We start from the raw sequence: 21,971 nt of genomic DNA on the forward strand, positions 1-21,971 counted from the left end.
TTGACCAGCAATGGCCGACGACAACGCCCCCCACAACGCTGACAACGCCGACGAAGCGGGTTCGCCTGACACGCCGGCGAGCCCGACCCCCGGTATGCCCGGCTCCCCTGTCGTCTCGGAGACGGTGCAGGTGGAGGGTCTTGCCCTGCGTGTCGAGCCGGTCGGGCTCGAAACGGAGATGCAGCGCTCGTATCTCGACTACGCGATGTCCGTCATCGTCTCGCGCGCGCTGCCGGACGTACGGGACGGGCTCAAGCCCGTGCACCGCCGCGTGCTGTACGCGATGTACGACGGCGGCTACCGGCCCGAGAAGGGCTTCTACAAGTGCGCCCGCGTCGTCGGTGACGTCATGGGTACGTACCACCCGCACGGTGACTCGTCGATCTACGACGCGCTGGTGCGTCTCGCGCAGCCGTGGTCGATGCGGATGCCGCTGGTGGACTCCAACGGCAACTTCGGCTCTCCCGGCAACGACCCGGCGGCCGCCATGCGGTACACCGAGTGCAAGATGATGCCGCTGTCCATGGAGATGGTCAGGGACATCGACGAGGAGACCGTCGACCTCACCGACAACTACGACGGCCGCAACAAGGAGCCGGTCGTCCTGCCGGCCCGTTTCCCGAACCTGCTGGTCAACGGCTCCGCCGGGATCGCGGTCGGGATGGCGACCAACATCCCGCCGCACAACCTGCGCGAGGTCGCGGCCGGTGCGCAGTGGGCGCTGGAGCACCCCGAGGCCAGTCATGAGGAGCTGCTCGACGCGCTGATCGAGCGCATCAAGGGCCCTGACTTCCCGTCGGGCGCGCTGGTCGTGGGGCGCAACGGCATCGAGGACGCGTACCGCACGGGCCGCGGCTCGATCACGATGCGCGCGGTCGTCGCCGTCGAGGAGATCCAGAACCGGCAGTGCCTCGTCGTCACCGAACTGCCGTACCAGACCAACCCGGACAACCTCGCCCAGAAGATTGCCGACCTGGTCAAGGACGGCAAGGTCGGCGGGATCGCCGACGTCCGCGACGAGACGTCGTCGCGCACCGGCCAGCGTCTTGTCATCGTCCTGAAGCGGGACGCGGTCGCCAAGGTCGTGCTGAACAACCTCTACAAGCACACCGATCTGCAGAGCAACTTCAGCGCGAACATGCTGGCGCTGGTCGACGGCGTGCCGCGCACCCTGTCGCTGGACGCGTTCATCCGGCACTGGGTGACGCACCAGATCGAGGTCATCGTCCGCCGTACGCGCTTCCGGCTGCGCAAGGCCGAGGAGCGGGCGCACATCCTGCGCGGTCTGCTCAAGGCGCTCGACGCGATCGACGAGGTCATCGCGCTGATCCGGCGCAGCGACACGGTCGAGACCGCGCGCGAGGGCCTGATGGGCCTGCTGGAGATCGACGAGATCCAGGCCAACGCGATCCTGGAGATGCAGCTCCGCCGGCTCGCCGCGCTGGAGCGGCAGAAGATCGTCGCCGAGCACGACGAACTTCAAGCCAAGATCAACGAGTACAACGCGATCCTGGCCTCGCCGGAGAAGCAGCGGCAGATCGTCAGCGAGGAGCTGGCCGTCATCGTCGACAAGTTCGGTGACGACCGGCGCTCCAAGCTGGTGCCCTTCGACGGCGACATGTCCATCGAGGACCTGATCGCCGAGGAGGACATCGTCGTCACGATCAGCCGCGGCGGCTATGTGAAGCGGACGAAGACCGACGACTACCGCTCGCAGAAGCGCGGCGGCAAGGGCGTGCGGGGCACGAAGCTGAAGGAGGACGACATCGTCGACCACTTCTTCGTGTCGACGACCCACCACTGGCTGCTGTTCTTCACCAACAAGGGCCGGGTGTACCGGGCGAAGGCGTACGAGCTGCCCGACGCGGGACGCGAGGCGCGCGGCCAGCACGTGGCCAATCTGCTCGCTTTCCAGCCGGACGAGCAGATCGCGGAGATCCTCGCGATCAGGGATTACGAGGCCGCCCCGTATCTCGTTCTGGCCACCAAGGCGGGACTGGTCAAGAAGACCCCGCTCAAGGACTACGATTCACCGCGGTCGGGGGGTGTCATCGCGATCAACCTCCGGGAGACGGAGGCGGGTGGCGACGACGAGCTGATCGGCGCCGAGCTGGTGTCCGCCGAGGACGATCTGCTGCTCATCAGCCGTAAGGCGCAGTCGATCAGGTTCACCGCGACGGACGACGCACTGCGGCCGATGGGCCGTGCCACATCAGGTGTCAAGGGGATGAGTTTCCGTGCGGGAGACGAACTGCTCTCGATGAATGTGGTCAGGCCCGGTACCTTCGTCTTCACGGCGACGGACGGCGGGTACGCGAAGCGGACCCCCATCCGGGAGTACCGCGTCCAGGGCCGTGGCGGCCTGGGCATCAAGGCTGCGAAGATTGTGGAGGACCGCGGATCTCTCGTCGGAGCGCTGGTGACCGAGGAAACGGATGAGATCCTCGCCATCACGCTGAGCGGCGGTGTGATTCGCACGCGAGTCAACGAAGTCAGGGAGACGGGCCGTGACACCATGGGCGTCCAACTGATCAACCTGGGCAAGCGTGATGCCGTCGTCGGTATCGCTCGTAACGCCGAGGCAGGCCGAGAGGCCGAAGAGGTCGACGGGACCGATGACCCGGGGACCGAAGAGGCCACAGCGGCCGATGCCGCCGAGGGCACGGAGCCTTCGGCCGGGGAGCACGAGGAGTAAAGCGTGAGTGGAGCCACGGGCGCCGGGTCGGCCGCTTCCGGAGCGAACGGTGCCCGTGGCCCTGCCACGGACTCCCAGGGGGTTACGGTGACGGACAGTCGGGGGCAGCAGCCCCCGTACGAGACGTACGGCGCTGAGCAGTCCCAGCAGGCGGGGCCTCAGCCGTACCACCCGCCGCAGGCGTACGCAGCGCCGCAGGGCGGGACTCAGGGCGGTACCCAGACGGCGGGCGGTCAGTCCGGCAGGCACGGCGGCGCCCAGCCGGCGCAGGCCGGCCCAGCGGCGGCCGGATCGGCCGGATCGGTGGGATCGGTGGGATCGGTCGGTCCCGTCACCGCGCCGCCGGCCGCGGTGCGCAGGCCGCGTACGGGAGCGCGTACGACACCGCGCACCCGCAAGGCGCGGCTGCGGGTGGCCAAGGCCGACCCGTGGTCGGTGATGAAGGTCAGCTTCCTGCTCTCCATCGCCCTCGGCGTGTGTACGGTCATCGCCGCCGCCGTGCTGTGGATGGTCATGGACGCGATGGGCGTCTTCTCGACCGTCGGCGGCACGATCAGTGAGGCGACCGGTTCCAACGAGGGCAACGGGTTCGACCTCCAGTCGTTCCTCTCGCTGCCGCGCGTGCTCATCTTCACCGGCGTCATCGCCGTGATCGATGTGGTGCTCGCGACGGCCCTGGCCACGCTGGGATCGTTCATCTACAACCTCTCGGCGGGCTTCGTGGGCGGCGTTGAGCTGACCCTCGCCGAGGACGAGTGAGGACCGGATACCGATTTTGGGGCTGGCCGTGAAGTGCGCTAATCTTCAGGGGCAGCGCGGGGCTATAGCTCAGTTGGTTAGAGCGCATCCCTGATAAGGATGAGGCCCCAGGTTCAAATCCTGGTAGCCCCACCGCGACAATCGGCCCGCACGGTATGCATACCGTGCGGGCCGATTGCATTCTCCGTTCTTATGACCGGCTGTTCCGGCCGGCTGTTCCGACCGGCTCTCCTTTCTGCCTGATGAGGCCCGGAGTTGGCGGGCGGCCAGGTCACTGATCGGTATCGGTCGGTGTGTATAGTCGGGCGCCAGAAGACTCCTACGTCAAGGAAAGACGAGGTCGCGCGGTGAAGAAGCTTCTCTTGGTCGCACTGGCCGCCATCGGCGGGCTCCTCGTGTACCGCCAGATCCAGGCGGACCGCGCCGAGCAGGATCTGTGGACGGAGGCGACCGACTCCGTGCCCGCAGGTTCGGGTGTGTGAGACGCGGCAGTCCCGATAGTCGAATGCGAGCCCCGGTCGCCGAGCGGCCGGGGCTTCGTGCTGCCTTGGGCGTGCTGCCTTGGGCGGGCTGACTTACGCGCGCCGTCTTGGCCGTGCTTCTTGGCCGCGCAAACCCGTGCCAGGTTCGGTTCGGGCGGTGCAGGATGGACCGGCACCGTGACCGGTGCGGGGCGATGAATGGGGGAAAGCGCGTGAGGCGCGTGCGGCGCTTGAAGAGGCAGCGGCAGAGGCCGGCGGGGCGACCTCGTGGCCGGGCGGGGGCGGTGGCGGCCGGGGCCCTGCTGCTGGCGGCGGTGGCGGGACAGCCGGCGGTCGCGGCCGACGGGCCGGGCTCGTACGCCTTCGAGCCAGGGGCGCAGCGGATCGCGGGCGCGGCCACGACGAGCGACGCGAAGGCGATCCGGGCCGGGTCCACATACCGCGACACGATCAGGCTGAACGGCAAGCTCATCTACCGCGTCGACCTGGACACGGGGACCAACGCCTACGTCTCCGCCGTCGCGGTGCCGGGGGCGGCAGCGAAGGTCGCTTACGGGGACAAGATCGAGGTGTCGCTGCAGAATCGTGACGGCATCAACTGCAGCAACAACACTGCCCAGTTCGGGCCGTCCACGGAGTACCCCAGGCCGCTGGCCGCCTACGCGTACCGGACGGTCGACCCGACGTCGTCGCTGTGCCAGGAGGCCGGCACGTACTACGTCGTGATCGAGCGGACCGGCGGGGACGACGCGGCCGACGATCCGTGGGAGCTGGAGATACGCGACGTCGCAGAGCCGGGGCTCAGCGCGGCCGGACCGACCAAGCCGCCGGAGAACTGGCCCAGCGCTTCCCCCGCGCCGCTCGTCTCCGAACCGCGGCAGCGGGCCGGCGGGGCCGGTTTCTCCGATGCGACGTCGCTGACGCGCGGCGAGTGGGCGACGAAGATCGAGCCGGGGCAGTCGCTGTTCTACCGGGTGCCGGTCGACTGGGGGCAGCAGCTCTTCACCAGCGTGGACCTGAGCAGTTCAGGGGGGACGGGCTATGTCGGCGGGGCGCTGTCCGTGGCGCTGTACAACCCGGCGCGCGGCCTCGTCGACAGCAGCGACTCGCTCTCGTACGACGGGAAGCAGAAGACGACGTCGCTCCCGCCGCTGCCGCCGGTGGCGTACGAGAACCGCTTCGATCCGGCGTCGGGCGACAAGGACATGCGGTTCGCCGGCTGGTACTACCTGCGGGTCAGTCTCAGCCCCGAGGTGGGCAAGACCTTCGGCGACAAGGCGTACGGGCTGACGCTGGAGACGAACGTCAAGGGCAACGCCACCGCCGGGCCGGGATACGCGGGTCCTGCGGGCGACTTCGCGGTGACCGAGGACGACCGCGATGCGGCGGCGGACGGGCGGCGCGGGGGGCCGGCGGCGGGGCCCGACGGGACGATGCTGCTGGTCGGGGTCGCCGGGATCGGCGCGGGCACCGTGCTCGTCCTGACGCTCGGGGTATGGACGCTGCTGGCGAGGCGGCGGGCGGCGGGCGCGGCCGGTCCGTCGGGTCCTTCGGGTCAGGAACCGGGCGCGGGGCAGGGGTTCGGGCCGCCGCCCGCTTGGTGAGACAGGGTCAGGCCTGGGTCAGTGCCCAGATGCCCACGGCGAAGCAGACAAGAGCGAGCAGCAGGACCGGGACCGTCACCTTCGGGGGCGGTCCCGTTCGCGTGGGGCGGGCCCGGTGGGAGGTCGGGGAGGGAACCTGCGGGCGCTGGGCGGTGTAGGGACGGGTGGCGGCCGAGTGCACGGGCGTGGAAGGCGTGGGCTGCTGCTGCGGGTACGGGGCCTGCTGCGGGAGGTGTCGCTGATCGGTCTGCCGCTGCGGCGGGGGCGGGAGGTGGAAGCTGCCGGTGTCCGACATGGCGGAGGCGTACGCGGCGGGTGTGGGCGGTGTGACGGGTGTGGCGGCCACGGTCGGCGGGTGCGCGGGCGGCGGCGGGGTCGGTGTCGGGGTGGGCGTGGGGTCCGGTGACCGGTCCGGCTGCGGGAGCGCCTGGTTCACCTGCTGCTGACCGGACTGCTGACCCGACTGCTGACCTGAGCGCGGGTCCGGCTGAGCACCTGACTGGGGGCCCATGGGGGGACCCGCCGGGGGACCGGACGGGCCGAAGGGGGCCGGCAGCGGCCCGATCTGGTCGAAGACCTCGACCGGTTCGTCGTCGGGTCCTGGCTCGGGGAGCTGGTGTACGGCCGTCGACAGGGCCTTGAGCGTGCCTGCGGCCGTCCGGAACCGGAGGTTCGGGTCCGGTTGCAGCAGGCCCGCCAGCACGTGCCACAGCGGCTCGGGGATGCCCTGCGGCGCTCCGGGGGTGCCGTGCGCCGCGAAGTACTCGATCAGGGCCTTGGCGTCGGGTTTCTGACCCTGCAACAGGTAGAGCGCGACCAGGCCGACGGCGAAGAGATCGGCGGGGAAGTCCGGCTCGGCGCCCATCATCTGCTCGGGCGCGAAGTAACCGGGCGTCCCCACCACGTAGTTGGTCTCGGTCAGGCGCGGTTCGCCCTTGCGCATGGAGATGCCGAAGTCCGACAGGCGCAGATGCGGCCGGGCCGTGCCGGTGGCCTCCAGCAGGATGTTCGCCGGTTTGATGTCGCGGTGCACGACCCCCTCGGCGTGCACGGCGGCGAGTCCGGACAGGAGTTGTTCGAGGAGCGTGCAGACGAAGCGGGGCGGCAGCGGCCCGTAGTCGCCTATGAGATGCCCCAGCGAGCCGCCGCTCACCAGGTCCATGGTGAACAGCACCTTGTCGTCGTCGGCCGCCCAACTGGCCGGCGCGAGGACATGGGGATGATCGATCCGCAGGGCCTGTTCCCTGACGAAGCGCAGCAGGGTGTGCGCGTCGCTCTGCTGGAGGACCTTGGCCGCCACGTACCGTCTGCGCCGCTGGTCCCAGGCGCGCCAGACCGCGCCGACACCGCCGCGCCCGATCGGGTCGATCAGTTCGTACCGTCCGGCGAAGACCTCACCCATCGCGCCGCGCCCGCCCCCCGTCGTCCTCGGTGTCGTCCTCGGTCAGCCCTGGTGCGCCTCGTAGTGGGCGACCGCGTCGGCGGTGCGCCCGGCGCCGTACACCCGGAGGAACTCTGCCAGTTCGGGCTGGGTCAGGGCGAGGGAGTCGGCCGCGTCGATGATGTCCCCCGCCGCGGCGACGGACCGCAGCAGGGACTGGATCTCGCGCACCACGCGGCGGACCGTCGGCGCGCCCGAGCTGTTCGTCGTCTGGCTGGTGCCGGTGAGGACGGAGCCGCCCTGCGACTTCTTGATCGCTTCCATCCGGTCCGTGGCCTCCACGGCGCCGACGCTGCCGTCGGCGACCTGTCCCGCCAGGTCCTGCAGCGCCTGGACGCGCTGGACGACGGCGGGGTTGCCGATCTTCGCCCGCTGACCGCTCATGAGCTGGGAGAGCATCGGGGCCGAAAGCCCGAGCACCGCGGCCAGCCGGGCCTGGTTGAGGCCCAGATCGTCGATGAGCCGGCGGAACAGAGCGCCGAGCGGCTCTCCGTACCAGCTTCTCTGCAGCTCTCTCGCTCTGGCTGTGGATTCCTGCTGTGCGGCGTCCATCGCGTCTCCCCATCGCATCCCCTTCGCGGCAGCTTCGCTGCTGCGAACCTCGTGGGGCATCCTACGGAGCGCGGTAGCGGACGGGGAGTCCCAATCCCTTTGCGGGATCCCCCGCAACACCCGGTACGCTGGTCCCGGTACTGCCGAGCGGCTCTCCGCAGCTCAGCCGTACCCGACCTGTCCAGGGGCCTTAGCTCAGTTGGTAGAGCGCTGTCTTTGCATGGCAGATGTCAGGGGTTCGACTCCCCTAGGCTCCACCTCGATACACCCCATCCGGCCTGCGGAAACGCGGATCGGGTGGGGTGTTTTTCCGTTGTGGTGGGCGACGGGTGGGCGGAGCCGGAGGTTCGAGCCCTTCGCCCTCATCCTCGCCCTCGCCGAGCGCGGCAGTGTCCTCCGCTTCCTGCCCCGACCCGACTTCACCGAGGACGAGGAAGAGATCGTCTTCCTCGAACGCGAAGGACGGGCGTGGATCCAAGACCCCGCTCCCTCTTCCCACGGACTGCACGGACCGCACGGACCGCACGGACTGAGTTCCGGGCCCCGGGTGTCTTTGCGTCTTTGCTGGAACTGGAGGACCAACACACCCGTTGCGTCAGGGTTCTCGTTGGGTCGGCGTTGCGGGTGCAACGCTGCTCACAGGCGTCAGGGAGACCGTGGCCCTCGGAGGCCGGGTGAGGTTAGCTCCGTCTCGGGCGACGCAAAATCTATGTCGGTCGGAGTAGACATTGGTGGGCGGTGTGGTTATGGTTTCTCTCGTAGCCGAGATCAGCAAGGCCCGGCAGGGACGAACTGCCAGGCAGTAGTACAGGTAGTAGCAGTACGCAGGACGGTGCGGTGGTGGAGTTTCGAAGCCAGGTTTTTGCAGGACGGCGACGGGGCTGACGACCGGACCGGGTGGCCCGCAGTCATCAGGGGCCGCCGCGAGCGGACCGCAACGGCGGTCGCGCAGGTGAAGTTCGCAGTACCAGCAGCGAAGACAGTGAGCAGCACCTTGGTGAAGGCGCCGGCTGCGGGCGCGCGCACCGGGAAGTTCGGCAGTGGGGTTCCAAGCCAGAGCAGACGCAGGACGGGCAACGGGGCTGGCTGCCGAAGAGCGGCGCTTGTGCCAGGTCGCCAGAGGTATCCGCAGTACGCAGTACCCGTTATGAGTAGTTGATCCAGAGGGAAGAACGGAGGAGCCAGGCGCCATCAGGATCGCCCGGGTGGATGACGTGAGCCCGGGTACCGCAGGACATCGATAGTGAGGTGGTCTCCGGTCAAGCAACCGCGATCCCCGCAGTCCCCATCCTCCCCCGGGTGGGCATGCGGACACAGAAGGCCGGCGCGGTAGTCGGCCGGCAGATGGTGTAGCAGTTCCTTCGGGGCCTTGGTGCCGTACGGCACCAAGGCCCCTCCAGCGTGTTCCACAGAGAGGCGAGATGACAGCAGACGACTCGTTCAGCCGTCTTGACGACGACGACTACCCCGCCTACACGATGGGCCGGGCCGCCGAGATGCTCGGCACCACCCAGGGCTTCCTCCGCGCCATCGGCGAGGCCCGCCTGATCACCCCCCTGCGCTCCCAGGGCGGACACCGCCGCTACTCCCGCTACCAACTGCGCATCGCGGCGCGCGCCCGGGAACTCGTCGACCAGGGCACCCCGATCGAGGCCGCGTGCCGCATCGTCATCCTCGAAGACCAGCTCGAAGAAGCGAAACGCATCAACGCCGAATACCGCCGCGCCGAAGCCGGTTGACTGTCGCGGCGGTTGTGGGGGCTTCGCCGGTGCTTTGCCGGTGGAAACGGCAGTTCGGAGGGCTTTTTTTCGTGTCCTCGGTCCGTTCCCGCTGTTCCCTCGCTACAGAGAGTGTGTGACCTGGGCCGCGCTCGGCTGGAGCGTTAAAAAAAAGCGTGATCTGCCACACAGTCCGATGAGGTCGTTGCAACATCTGTGTTGCTGCCACATGACACATTCACTCGCCGGGCGTTGCGCGGTCGCGAGGTGTTCAGGAATGTCTCAGGTGGCACCCCGCGTGCGCGGTTTTCGACGTTCGTGAGGGGGTTACCCGCGTAGAACAGGGGTGATCGTGACTGTCGGTCACGGGTTGACCGCTTGTCATGACCACAGTTGACTACGGCGGACCACTCCCCCCACAGGAGACTCTCATGCGGACGCTCGACACCCCTGCGCCCTCAGAGGCACCGACAGACGCCGTCTTCGCGGTCAACCCGCTGCACCGCCCATCCCCCCGCCTGACGGCGGCGGCCGGCCGGGCAGGCGCGCTCGGCGTGCTCGAACTGCCCGGACGCCGCCGCGAAGCCGTCGAGGTCCTGGAGCGCACCGCCCGCTGGTCCGGCGGCCGGCCCTTCGGGGTGCGGGTGCGGCCCGGATGTCCGGTCGGGGTCGCCGACCTTCCCGAGGGCGCCACGACCGTGCTGCTCGCCGATCCCGCGCTCACCGCAGCCGACTTCCCGGGGCGCCGCGTGCTCGTCGAGGTCAGCAGCCTGGCCGGGGCCGCCGACGCCGTACAGGCGGGCGCCGCAGGGCTGTTGGCGCGCGGCAGCGAGTGCGGCGGCCGGGCCGGTGAGCTGAGTACGTTCGTCCTGCTGCAAGGGGCGCTCGCCGATCCGGGGATCACCGTCCCCGTCTGGGCCTGGGGCGGCATCGGTCCGCGCACGGCCGCGGCCGCCGTCGCCGGCGGAGCGGCAGGCGTGGTGCTCGACGTCCAGCTCGCGCTGCTCGACGAGGCCGAACCGGACGCCGAGACGGTCGAGGCACTGGGCTCGCTGGACGGTTCCGAGAGCGTCCTCCTCGACGGGGTGCGCTTCCTGCGCCGCCGCGGCCCGCGGGCACCTGAGCCGCCCGCCGACAGCGCCGCCGCCGAACGCGCCTTCGCCGAAGCCGATCCCGCGCGGCGGCTGCTGCCGGTCGGTCAGGACGGCTACCTGGCAAGCTCCTTCGCCGCCAGGGCCACCACCGTCGCCGAAGCGGTACGAGGGGTGCGCGACGCGATCGGCCGGGCCACCGCAGGGGGGCAGGCGGGCGCCGCGCTCACCGAGGGGTCCGCAGGGGCCCGCGCGCTCGGCACCCGACTGCCCGTCGCCCAGGGCCCGATGACGCGGGTCAGCGACGAACCCGCCTTCGCGGCCGCCGTGGCCGCCGACGGCGCCCTGCCGTTCCTCGCGCTCGCCCTCGCCGACGCGGCGCGGACCCGGGCCATGCTGGAGCGCACCCGGGACACGCTGCCCGACGGCGCCTCCTGGGGCGTGGGCATCCTGGGCTTCGCCGACGAGCAGGTCAAAGAGGCCCAGCTCGCCGTCGTACGGGAGGTGAAGCCCAGGCACGCGATCATCGCGGGCGGCCGTCCCGCCCAGGCGGCGGCGCTGGAGGCGGAGGGCATATCGGCCTTCCTGCACGTCCCGTCGCCGGGGCTGCTGCGGCAGTTCCTCGCCGCCGGCGCCCGCAAGTTCATCTTCGAGGGCGCCGAGTGCGGCGGCCACATCGGGCCGCGCAACAGCTTCCCGCTGTGGGAGGCGCAGACCGAGGTGCTGCGCGAGTTCCTCGCCGGGCAGCACCCCGCGGCGGCCGGCGAGCTGACCGTGCTCTTCGCGGGCGGCATCCACGACGCCCGGTCGGCCGCCATGGCCGCGACCGTCGCCGCGCCGCTGACCGAAGCGGGCGCCGCCTTCGGCGTACTGATGGGCACGGCCTACCTGTTCACCGCCGAGGCCGTCGGCGCGGGCGCCATCCGGCCGCTGTTCCAGCAGCGGGTCATCGCCGCCGACCGCACCGATCTGCTGGAGACCGCGCCGGGCCACGCCACCCGGTGCGCGGCCAGCGAGGTCACCCGCGACTTCGCCGCGCTGCGGGACGACCTCACCGCCCAGGGCGTGCCGGACCGCGATGTCTGGGAGCGCCTGGAGCGGTTCAACGTCGGCCGGCTGCGGATCGCGTCCAAGGGCGTCGAGCGGATCGGCGACGACCTGCGGGCGGTGGACGAGGAACGCCAGGGCGCAGAGGGCATGTTCATGGCCGGCGAGGTCAGCGTGCTGCGCGCCGCGGCCACCACCGTCGCCGCGCTGCACCGGGAGGTGACGGAGGGCGCCGCCGGCTGGCTCGCCGAGCGCGCCGCCGCGGTCCCCGCCCCCGCCGACGCACAGGCACCGGCGCCGCTGCGCGTCGCGGTGATCGGCATGGCCGCGATGTTCCCCGGCGCCCGCGACCTGGGCGAGTTCTGGGCCAACGTGATGTCCGGCACCGACAGCGTCACCGAGGTGCCCGCCGAACGCTGGGACCCCGAGCTGTACTACGCGCCCGACGGCGACGGCGAGCGCACCCCCTCGCGCTGGGGCGGCTTCCTGCCCCGCATTCCGTTCGACCCGCTGAGCTACGGCATCCCGCCCGCCTCGCTGCCCAGCATCGAACCCGTGCAGCTCCTCGCCCTGGAGGCGGCCCGGCGCGCACTCGCCGACGCCGGGTACGAGGGGCCGGACGCCGACCACCGCCGTACGTCGGTGATCTTCGGCGCCGAGGCGGGCAGCGACCTCGCCAACGCCTCCACCCTGCGTACCGTGCTGCCCGCCTACGTCGGCGCGCTGCCTGCCGGGCTCGACGAGCAACTGCCCAAGCTGACCGAGGACTCGTTCCCCGGCATGCTCGCCAACGTCATCGCCGGGCGCATCGCCAACCGGCTCGACCTCGGCGGCGCCAACTACACCGTCGACGCGGCCTGCGCCTCCTCGCTCACCGCCGTCGACGCCGCCTGCAAGGAACTCGTCACCGGCACCAGCGACCTGGTCCTGTGCGGCGGCGCCGACCTGCACAACGGCATCAACGACTACCTGCTCTTCTCCTCGGTGCACGCGCTGTCGCCCACCGGCCGCTCGGCCACCTTCGACGCGAGCGCCGACGGCATCGCGCTCGGCGAGGGCGTCGCCTGCGTGGCACTCAAGCGCCTCGCCGACGCCGAACGCGACGGCGACCGGATCTACGCCGTCATCGACGGCGTCGGCAGCGCGAGCGACGGCCGCGGCCTCGGCCTGACGGCGCCGCGCCCCGAAGGCCAGCGCGCCGCCCTGACCCGCGCCTACGCCAACGCCCGTGTCTCACCGGCCGAGGTCGGCCTGGTCGAGGCGCACGGCACCGGGACCGTCGTCGGCGACCGCACCGAACTCGCCACCCTCACCGAGGTGTTCCAGGAGCACGGCGCCGAACCCGGCTCCTGCGCCATCGGTTCGGTCAAGTCGCAGATCGGGCACACCAAGTGCGCGGCGGGACTGGCCGGACTGATCAAGACGACGCTCGCGCTCCACCACGGCGTCAAGCCGCCCACCCTGCACCTCAGCACCCCCAACCCGGCCTGGGAGCAGGCCACCAGCCCGTTCGCCTTCCACACCTCGGCCGCCCCCTGGGCCGTCGAACCGGCGGACCGGGTCGCCGGCGTCAGCGCCTTCGGCTTCGGCGGCACCAACTTCCACGTCGTCCTGCGCGCCCACGACCAGGCGCCCGCAGCGCACTCCCTGGACGCCTGGCCCGCCGAGCTGTTCACCTTCCGGGGCCGCGACGAGGAGGCAGCCGCCAAGGCGGTCCGCGCCCTGCTCACCCTGATCGAGCAGGACGGCGGCCACAGCCGGCTGCGCGACCTCGCGCACCACGCCGCCCACCGCAGCGACCAGGCAGCCGTGCGCGGCGAACCCGTACGGATCGCCGTCGTCGCCCGCACATCGGCCGAGCTGCCGGAGCTGCTGCGCCGGGCAGCCGAGGGCGAACACGCCCCCGCCGACGGCATCCACCTCGCCGCCGCCGTGCCGCAGGAGGTCGCCGACGGGCAGCTCGCGCTGCTCTTCCCCGGCCAGGGCAGCCAGCGCCCCGGCATGCTCGCGCCGCTCTTCGCCGCCTTCCCCGCGCTCCACCGCCCGCTGCACATCGGCGCCCGCTGGGCCGGCGCGATCTTCCCGCCCGCCGCGCTCGACGCGGAAGGCGCGGCCCGCGCACAGGCCCGGCTCACCGACACCGCCGTGGCCCAGCCCGCGCTCGGCATCACCGCGCTCGCCGCCACCCACCTGCTCAGCTCGCTCGGGGTGCGCCCCGCGATGGCCGGCGGCCACAGCTACGGCGAACTCGCCGCGCTCGCCGCCGCCGGAGTCTTCACCCCCGAGGAGCTGCTCGCCGCCAGCGCCGCCCGCGCCGAGGCCATCCTCGGCCGGGTCCCGGACGGCGACGCGGGGACCATGGCCGCCGTCGGCGCCTCGGCGGAACAGGTCCAGGAGGTGCTGCGCCTCGCGGAGCTGGCCGCCGATGTCGTGGCCGCCAACCACAACTCGCCCACCCAGACGGTCATTTCCGGCCCGAGCGAGGCGGTCGCCGCCGCCGTCGCGCAACTGAAGGACGCCGGCTACACCGCCAAGCCGCTGAAGGTGGCCTGCGCCTTCCACAGCCCGCTGCTCGACGGAGCGGGCGCGGACTTCGGCGCCCACCTCGCGGGGCTCGACCTGCCGGCCCCGGCCTTCCCCGTCTGGGCCAACCGCACAGCGGCCCGCTACCCCGACGACGCCGACGGCATCCGCGCCGAACTGACCGCCCAGATCGGCTCCCCGGTCCGCTTCGCCGAACAGATCGAGGCGATGTACGAGGCAGGAGCGAGGGTCTTCGTCGAGGCCGGGCCTGGCCGGGTGCTCAGCAACCTGGTGGCGAACGTGCTCGGGGACCGCCCGCACCGCACCGTACCGCTGGCGGAGAACCGCGACGCCGGACTGCCCGCCTTCCTGACCGCGCTCGCCCAACTCGCCGTCAGCGGTACGGAACTGCGTACCCGGCCGCTGTTCACCGGCCGCGACAGCGTCGACCCCGCCACCGCCAAGGGCGTCCGGCGGGCCGGGTTCACCGTCGACGGCCACCTGCTGCGCCGCGCCGACGGCGCCTTCCCGCCGCACGCCCTGCTGCCCGCCCGACCCGTGACGGAGTTCACCGTGTCCGACCCGCGCCATCTCCCCGTGCCTGCCGCCGGTCCCGAAGCGCTTATCGCGGAATTCCTGCGCAGCAGCAGGGAGATGGTCTCCGCCCAGCGCGACGTGCTGCTCTCCTACCTGGGGGCACCCGAACCACCGCCCGGCACCACCCAGTTGGCGACGCAGGTGATCCCCGCCGCGCATGTCGTCCCGGCGCTCACCACAGCGCAGGCCGCCGCCCCCGCACCGGCCGCCGCGCCCGCCGCCTCCGCGGCTCCGGCCGGCTCGGTCCTGGACACCGTCCTCGCCGTGGTCGCCGAGCGCACCGGTTACCCGGTGGAGATGCTGGAGCCGGGTCTCGATCTGGAGGCCGACCTCAGTATCGACTCGATCAAGCGCACCGAGATCGCCGGCGAACTCGCCGTCAGGCTGGGCATCCCCGCCGAAGGCGGCGAGCAGTTGGAGGAGCTGAGCGGGGTCCGTACCGCCGAGGGCATCGCCACGCTCCTCGCCGCCCGGCTCGGCAGCAGCACCGTGGCGCTCCCGTCCGCCGCCTCCGCACCCGCCGCGACCGGCGCGCAGGACCGTACCCTGCCGGTCCTGGACACCGTGCTCGCCGTGGTCGCCGAGCGCACCGGTTACCCGGTGGAGATGCTGGAGCCCGGCCTCGATCTGGAGGCCGACCTGAGCATCGACTCGATCAAGCGCACCGAGATCGCCGGTGAACTCGGCGCCCGGCTCTCGCTGGACGCGGCCCAGGCGGACCTCGAAGCGCTCAGCGCGGCCCGTACCGTCGCCGCGCTCAGCGCACTGCTGGAAGCGGCGGTCGGCTCCGGTCCCGCGGCCGAGCCCGCCCCCGCCCTGCCGTCGGCGCCCGCCGAGACCGCCGTCGAAGGACCGCGCCCGGAGATCACAGCCCCGCAGCGGCTGCTGTTCACCGAACACCTCCTCGAACCGGTCACCGCCCGCCCGGAGCCGGGCCGCCGGGTCCAGCTCGTCGGCGGCGGCGAGACCGCCACCGCACTGGGCGCGCTGCTGGCCGAGGCCGGAGTCGAGACCGAGCTGGTCCCCGACGGCGAAGCGCCGGCCGAGGGCGCCGACACGGTGGTCCACCTGACGCCGCTGGACGCCGAAGAACCCGTACTGCCCGGCGCCTTCCCCCTCTACCAGCGGATCCTCGCCGCAGGGCCGCGCCGGCTGCTCGCCGCCGACCGGCGCGGCGCCGGGGCGCCCAGCGGGCTGCGCGGCTTCTTCCGTACGGTGGCACGCGAATACCCCGAGACGCACGCCACGCTCGCCGAGGTCCCCGACGGGGCGAGCGCCGTCGAGGCCGCCGCCGCCCTCTTCGCCGAACTCGCGGCGCCCAAGGACGAACCGGTGGTGCTGCTGGACGAGGGCGGCACGCGCCGCGCCCCGCGACTGCGGCTCACCCCGCTCGGCACGATCGCCACCAGCGGCGCGGGACCTGCCGGTGACGGCTCCGCCGAGGCCGAGGCCGTCGGACTCGACCGCGACGCGGTGGTCCTGCTCGTCGGCGGCGCCCGGGGCATCACCGCCCGGTTCGCCCGTACCCTCGCCTCCGCCGCCCGCTGCCGGCTCGTCCTCTTCGGCCGCACCCCGCAGCCCGCGCCCTTCGAGGACCCGGTCACGGCAGCCGCCACCGACCGCGCCTCGCTGCGCGGGGCCCTCGTCGCCGCGAAACTCACCACCACGCCCGCCGAGACCGAGCGCCGGGTGTCGGCGATCCTCGCCGAGCGCGAGGTGCGCGCCACCCTGGCCGCCCTGCGGGAGGCGGGCAGCGAGGTCGAGTACCAGCGGGTGGACGTGCTGGACACGGAGGCCGCGGGCGCCGCCGTCAAGCAGGTGTACGCGCAGTACGGACGGCTCGACGGACTGGTCTACGCGGCCGGGCTCATCGAGGACAAGCTGATCGCCGAGAAGACCCCGGAGTCCTTCGCCCGGGTCTTCACCACGAAGGCCGACGGTGCCCGCACCGTCCTCGAAGCGGTGGACCGGCTGCCGGTGAGCCCGCGCTTCGCCGTGCTCTTCGGCTCCATCGCCGCCGCGCTCGGCAACCGCGGCCAGAGCGACTACGCGAGCGCCAACGACACCCTGGAAGAGCTGGGCCGCCGCTGGTCGGGGGCCGAGCGGCGCGGGCTGACCGTGCACTGGGGCCCGTGGGCCGCCTCCGAGACCGGCGGCGGCATGGTCGGCCCTGAGCTGATGCGCTCGTACGCGGCGCGCGGCATCAAACTGATCGACCTGGAGGAAGGCCCGCTCAGCCTGCTGCGCGAACTCGCTTACGGCGCCCCGGACGAGCACACCGTCGTCTACACCGCGTCGGGCTGGTGACCGCGATGTCCTCCGCCGCACCCCTCGAACCCGTACCCCTTGAACCTGCACCCCCTGAACCCGCATCCCTCGTGCCCCTCGAAGAGCCCGCGGCGGGGGCCGAGCCGGTCGCCGTCGTCGGCATGGAGGTCTTCTTCCCCGGCGCCCCCGACCTGGCGACCTACTGGCGCAACATCGAGGCCGGCGTGGACTCGATCACCGAGGTGCCCGCCGACCGCTGGGACCCGCTCTTCTACGATCCGGCCCTGGCGACCGACCCGACGGCCGGGCGCCGCAGCGACCGCTTCTACTGCCGGCGCGGCGGATTCGTGGACGGGGCGGCCGAGTTCGACCCGACCCGGTTCGGGATCATGCCGAAGTCGGTGCCCGCGACCGACCCCGACCAGCTCATCGCGCTCGACGTGGCGTACCGCTCCCTGCAGGACGCGGGCGGCGACTCGGTGCTGCCCGCCCGTCGCGAACGCGCCGGGATCGTCCTCGGCCGGGGCGGCTACCTCACGCCGGGGCTGGTCCGCCTGGACCAGCGGATCCGCACCGCCAACCAGCTCGTGCAGACCCTGCGCGAGCTGGCGCCGCAACTCGACGAAGCCCAACTGGAGTCGGTACGAGCCGGATTCAGCGAACGGCTCGGGCCCGAGGAGCCGGAGTCCGCGATCGGGCTCGTGCCCAATCTGGTCGCCTCCCGGGTCGCCAACCGGCTCGATCTGCGCGGCCCCGCCTACACCGTGGACGCGGCCTGCGCCTCGTCGCTGGTCGCCGTGGACCACGCGGTACGCGAACTCACCTCCCGGCGCTGCGACGTGATGCTCGCGGGCGGGGTGCACCACTGCCACGACCTCACCCTGTGGAGCGTCTTCACCCAGCTCGGCGCGCTCTCCCCGAGCGAGCGCATCCGCCCGCTGCACCGGGACGCCGACGGTGTCCTGATCGGCGAGGGGACGGGTGTGGTCGTCCTCAAGCGGCTCGCGGACGCGCAGCGTGACGGGGACCGGATCTACGCGGTGATCCGGGGGACGGGAGTGGCCAGCGACGGCCGCTCGGCGAGCCTGTTCAACCCCGACCCCGGCGGCCAGATCCGGGCCGTACGCCAGGCGTGGGAGGCCGCCGGGCTCGACCCGCGCGCCGCCGACGCGCTCCAGCTCCTCGAAGCCCACGGCACCGCGACGGCGGCCGGGGACGGCGCCGAACTCGCCACCGTGGCCGAGGTGTTCGGCCCGGCGCCGACGGACTCCGCGACGGCCGACCCGGCAACGGCGGGCTCAGCTACGGCGGGCCCAGCTACGGCGGGCCGCGCGGTCATCGGCTCGGTGAAGTCGCAGATCGGGCACACCATGCCGGCGGCGGGCGTGGCCGGTCTGATCAAGGCGGCGCTCGCCCTGCACCACGAGACGCTGCCGCCCACCCTGCACTGCGACGACCCCAATCCGGCGCTCGAAGCGACCCGGTTCCGCACGCTCGCCACGGCCCGCCCCTGGGACGCGGTCGCCGGCGGCGCCCCGCGCCGGGCCGCCGTCAACGCCTTCGGCTTCGGCGGCATCAACGCGCACATCATCATCGAACAGCCCGCCGCACAGCCCGCCGCTGTCCCCGGCCGCCGCCCCCGGGTCACCGTCGGCGAGCCGGAGCGCGTCCTGCGGCTGGCCGCCAGGACCCCCGGCGAACTGGCCGCCCTGCTCGACGCCGACGACAGCGCCGTGCTCGCGGCGAGCCTCCCCGAGACGGGCGGGCCCGCGGCGGGACCGGTACGGCTCGGCATCGTCGACCCCACGGCACGCCGGCTGAAGCTGGCGCGCAAGGCGGTCGCCAAGGGCGAGCCCTGGCGCGGGCGCGGCGACGTGTGGTTCACCCCGCGCCCGGTCCTCGGCCCGGCGGGCGGCCGTATCGCCTTCGTCTTCCCGGGCCTGGAGGCCGAGTTCACCCCGAGGGTCGGCGAACTCGCCACCCGGCTCGGCCTGGACTGGTCGTACGACGAGGAGGCCGAGGTCGGCGACGTGGGCCGGCACGGCGCCGCCGTCTTCCAGCTCGGCCGGCTCCTCGACACCGCGCTGCGCCGCCTGGACGTGGCGCCCGACGCGGTGGCCGGGCACAGCGTGGGGGAGTGGACGGCGATGGCGGCGGCCGGGGTGCACGCGCCCGAGGAGGTGGACGCCTTCCTGGCCGGTTTCGACCCGGACGCGCTGCGGGTGCCGGGACTGGCCTTCGCCGTGCTCGGCACCGCCGCCGAACGGGTCCTGGACCGGCTGGCGGGCCGCGACGACGTGGTCCTCAGCCACGACAACGCCCCCAACCAGTCGATGATCTGCGGACCCGAGGAGGCCGTCGCCGAGCTGGTGACCGCCTTCCGCGCCGAGGGTGTCGTCGCGCAGGTGCTGCCCTTCCGCTCCGGCTTCCACACCCCGATGCTCGCCCCCTACCTGGACCCGATCCGCGAAGCGGCGGAGCGGTACACGCTGCACCCGCCGCACACCCCCGTGTGGTCGGCGACGGTCGCCGCGCCCTTCCCCGCCGAACCGGCGGCGGTAAGGGAGCTGTTCGTACGCCATCTGCTCGAACCCGTCCGCTTCCGCGAACTCGCCCTGGCGATGTACGAGTCGGGCTTCCGCGCCTTCCTGACGCTGGGCGCGGGCCAGCTCGGCTCCCTCCTGGACGACACCCTCGCGGGCCGCGACCGCCTGGTGGTCTCCGCGCACTCGACCTCGCGTGACAGCCTCGCCCAGCTCCGCCGGGTGACGACAGCGCTGTGGACGGAGGGCGCGGCCCCGGACGTCACCCCGCTGGGCGCCCCTGCCGGGACGACGACGGGGACGGAGACGGGGGTGAGGACCAGGGTGAAGGCCGCGATGAGGCTCGACCTCGGTGGCGCCCTGGTCACCTTGCCCGCCGCCGGGCACGGCCTCCTCGCCGCGCCCGCCGCCGCCCCCGCGCCCGTACCCGCCGCCGCCCTCGCCGCCGTCCCGTCCGGCAGGACCGAGGCCCACGCGGACGCGCTCGACCGGCTCGGCAGCGCCGGTGGACACCACGCGGTGGCCGCCGAGTTCTCCGCGCTGCTCACCCACTCCAACGCGGCCGCCGCGGAACTCCTCGACGCGCTCGGGCAGCGCCGCGGTCCGCGCGTACCGGCCCGGCGCAGGCCGCCGGCCGTACGATCCGCAGCCGCCGCATCGTCACCTGCCGCATCGTCACCTGCCGCATCGTCACCTGCCGTACCGTCACCCACCGAGCCTCTGTCCGCCCCGCCGCCGCCCGCCGCGGTGCCGGCGGCCGACCTCGCGACCGTCCCCGCCACCCTGCGGATCGACGTCGAACGGATGCCGTACCTGCTCGACCACTGCTTCTTCCGGCAGCGGCCCGGCTGGCCCGACGAGGCCGACCGCTGGCCGATCGTGCCCGCGACGACCGTCATCGACCACCTCGTCCGTATCGCGGAACAGGCGATGCCCGCACAGAGGCCACAGGAGACGCAGCGGGTGGCCGCCGTGCACAAGGTCCGGCTCCAGCGGTGGATCGAGGCCATGCCCGCCAGCGACGTACCCGTCGCCGTGCGCCGCTCGGCCCAGGACCGGATCGAGGTCGGGCTCACCGGATTCGCGGGCGCCGAGGTCGAGTTCGCCGCCGGCCCCGGCACCCCGCCCGCCGTCTGGCCGGTGGACCCGGCCGCCGAACGCGTCCCCGAACTGACCGCCGAACAGCTCTACTCCGAGCGGTGGATGTTCCACGGCCCTGACTTCCAGGGCGTCACCGAACTCACCGCGATCGGTGACCGGCACGTACGCGGCGTCCTCACCGCGCCCGGCGCGCCCGGCGCGCTCTTCGACAACGTCGGCCAGCTCCTCGGCTACTGGATCATGGCCAGCCTCACCGAACGCACCACGGTCTTCCCCGTCGGTATGGCCCGGATCGACTTCTACGGCCCGGAACCGGCGGCGGGCACCGCCCTGGACTGCCACATCCGCCTCACCGAGGTCACTCCCCTCACCATCACCGCCGACATCCAACTCGTCCTCGACGGCCGGGTCTGGGCCGAATGCACGGGCTGGACGGACCGGCGGTTCGACACCGACCCCGGCATCCGCCTGGTGGACCGCTTCCCCGGCCGCAACACCCTCTCCGAGGCGCGTCCCGAGGGCTGGCACGTGGTGCACGAGCGCTGGCCCGATCTCGCCACCCGCGACCTGATCATGCGCAACATGCTCGGCGGCGCCGAGCGGGAGCGCTACGCCACCCGGCCCCCGACCCGCAGGCGCGGCCATCTGCTCGGCCGGATCGCCGCCAAGGACGCGGTGCGCGCACTGCTCTGGGCGGAGGGCGCCGAGGACGTCTACCCGGCCGAGATCGCCCTGCACAACGACGCGGCGGGGCGGCCCGTGGTGTCCGGGGTGCACGGCCGCGACATCGGTACCGGCCTGACGGTCTCCCTCGCGCACAGCGCGGAGGCGGCGGTCGCGCTGGCCCGGCGCGGCCCCTGCGGCATCGACATCGAAGAGGTCACCGCCAGGCCGGCCGGCACCGTCGCCGCCGCCTGCGGCCCCGAGGAGCGCGCGCTCCTCGCCCGTACCGTCGCCGCGGGCGACGAGGGCGAAGACCTGTGGTTCACCCGCTTCTGGGCGGCCAAGGAAGCCGTCGCGAAGGAGCGCGGCACCGGCCTCGGCGGCCGGCCGCAGGACTTCCGGGTCGTCGAGGCCCGCGCGGGTCTGCTGCGGGTGGAGCACGCGGGCGGCGCCTGGGAAGTGCGCTGCGACCAGGTGGCGGCCCCCGAGGGGCTGCCCGAACGGAACTACGTCGTCGCCTGGACCACGGGCGGCACCGATCCAGTCAGTCAGGAGAGCCAGCATGACCAGTGAGGCCCCCACCCCCACGGCCACCGGCGTCGACGAGGAGACCGTCCTCGCGCAGATCGCCGCGACGCTGCGCGAGCTGCCCGAAGCCGGTCTTGAGGATGCCGAGATCGACCGCGGGACGCTCTTCCACGACGACCTGGAGCTGGAGAGCATCGACCTGGTCTCCCTCGCGGGCCTGCTGCGCGAGCACTACGGCGAGCGCGTCAATCTCGCCCTGTTCATCGCAGACCTGGAGCTCGACGAGATCATCGAGCTGACCGTGGGCCAGCTCGCCGACTACGTCGCGGCCTCGCTCCGCGCCACCGAGGAGAGCTGAC

At 72.6% G+C, this 21,971-nt stretch carries 10 protein-coding genes and 2 tRNA genes; 10 read left to right on the forward strand and 2 right to left on the reverse strand.

The window, feature by feature from the left end; all coding sequences use genetic code 11:
- Positions 1 to 10 precede the first annotated feature (10 nt).
- The 5 genes from gyrA to ACZ63I_RS00510 all read left to right on the forward strand — a co-directional run bounded on the left by gyrA (position 11) and on the right by ACZ63I_RS00510 (position 5,540).
- Positions 11 to 2,695 carry a DNA gyrase subunit A gene (gene gyrA / locus ACZ63I_RS00490; RefSeq protein WP_469333927.1) on the forward strand — a complete coding sequence of 895 codons (2,685 nt, stop codon included), beginning with the start codon at positions 11 to 13 and terminating at the stop codon, positions 2,693 to 2,695.
- Positions 2,696 to 2,782: 87 nt separating this feature from the next.
- Positions 2,783 to 3,454: a DUF3566 domain-containing protein gene (locus tag ACZ63I_RS00495; RefSeq protein ID WP_469333929.1), complete on the forward strand. Its 672-nt coding sequence runs from the start codon at positions 2,783 to 2,785 to the stop codon at positions 3,452 to 3,454.
- 58 nt (positions 3,455 to 3,512) lie between these two features.
- Positions 3,513 to 3,586, forward strand: a tRNA-Ile gene (locus ACZ63I_RS00500).
- Between the two features lie 215 nt (positions 3,587 to 3,801).
- Positions 3,802 to 3,936, forward strand: coding sequence for a DLW-39 family protein (locus ACZ63I_RS00505; RefSeq protein WP_003958712.1), 135 nt, complete (start codon positions 3,802 to 3,804; stop codon positions 3,934 to 3,936).
- A 284-nt stretch (positions 3,937 to 4,220) separates the two neighbouring features.
- Positions 4,221 to 5,540, forward strand: coding sequence for a hypothetical protein (locus ACZ63I_RS00510; RefSeq protein ID WP_469333931.1), 1,320 nt, complete (start codon positions 4,221 to 4,223; stop codon positions 5,538 to 5,540).
- Between the two features lie 7 nt (positions 5,541 to 5,547).
- On the opposite strand, the gene ACZ63I_RS00515 is transcribed toward ACZ63I_RS00510, so the two are convergent.
- Together ACZ63I_RS00515 and ACZ63I_RS00520 are read right to left on the reverse strand one after the other, a co-directional pair.
- Positions 5,548 to 6,942 (reverse strand): serine/threonine-protein kinase, encoded by a 1,395-nt coding sequence (locus tag ACZ63I_RS00515; protein ID WP_469333933.1) that lies wholly within the window; start codon positions 6,940 to 6,942, stop codon positions 5,548 to 5,550.
- A gap of 42 nt (positions 6,943 to 6,984) precedes the next feature.
- On the reverse strand, positions 6,985 to 7,533 hold the full coding sequence (locus tag ACZ63I_RS00520; protein ID WP_469333935.1) for a helix-turn-helix domain-containing protein: 549 nt from the start codon (positions 7,531 to 7,533) through the stop codon (positions 6,985 to 6,987).
- Positions 7,534 to 7,717: 184 nt separating this feature from the next.
- Here ACZ63I_RS00520 and ACZ63I_RS00525 point away from each other — a divergent pair.
- The 5 genes from ACZ63I_RS00525 to ACZ63I_RS00545 all read left to right on the forward strand — a co-directional run bounded on the left by ACZ63I_RS00525 (position 7,718) and on the right by ACZ63I_RS00545 (position 21,970).
- A tRNA-Ala gene (locus tag ACZ63I_RS00525) sits at positions 7,718 to 7,790 on the forward strand.
- 1,164 nt (positions 7,791 to 8,954) lie between these two features.
- Entirely contained in the window at positions 8,955 to 9,272 is a 318-nt protein-coding gene (locus ACZ63I_RS00530) for a MerR family transcriptional regulator (RefSeq protein WP_469333937.1), read from the forward strand.
- A gap of 410 nt (positions 9,273 to 9,682) precedes the next feature.
- On the forward strand, positions 9,683 to 16,816 hold the full coding sequence (locus ACZ63I_RS00535) for an SDR family NAD(P)-dependent oxidoreductase (protein ID WP_469333939.1): 7,134 nt from the start codon (positions 9,683 to 9,685) through the stop codon (positions 16,814 to 16,816).
- Between the two features lie 122 nt (positions 16,817 to 16,938).
- Entirely contained in the window at positions 16,939 to 21,657 is a 4,719-nt protein-coding gene (locus ACZ63I_RS00540; protein ID WP_469335488.1) for a type I polyketide synthase, read from the forward strand.
- Positions 21,647 to 21,970 carry an acyl carrier protein gene (locus ACZ63I_RS00545; RefSeq protein WP_469333941.1) on the forward strand — a complete coding sequence of 108 codons (324 nt, stop codon included), beginning with the start codon at positions 21,647 to 21,649 and terminating at the stop codon, positions 21,968 to 21,970. Before ACZ63I_RS00540 ends, ACZ63I_RS00545 begins: the two co-directional genes overlap by 11 nt.
- The last annotated feature ends 1 nt before the right edge of the window (position 21,971 follow it).

The sequence above is a fragment of the Streptomyces sp. NPDC087906 genome (assembly GCF_055584925.1).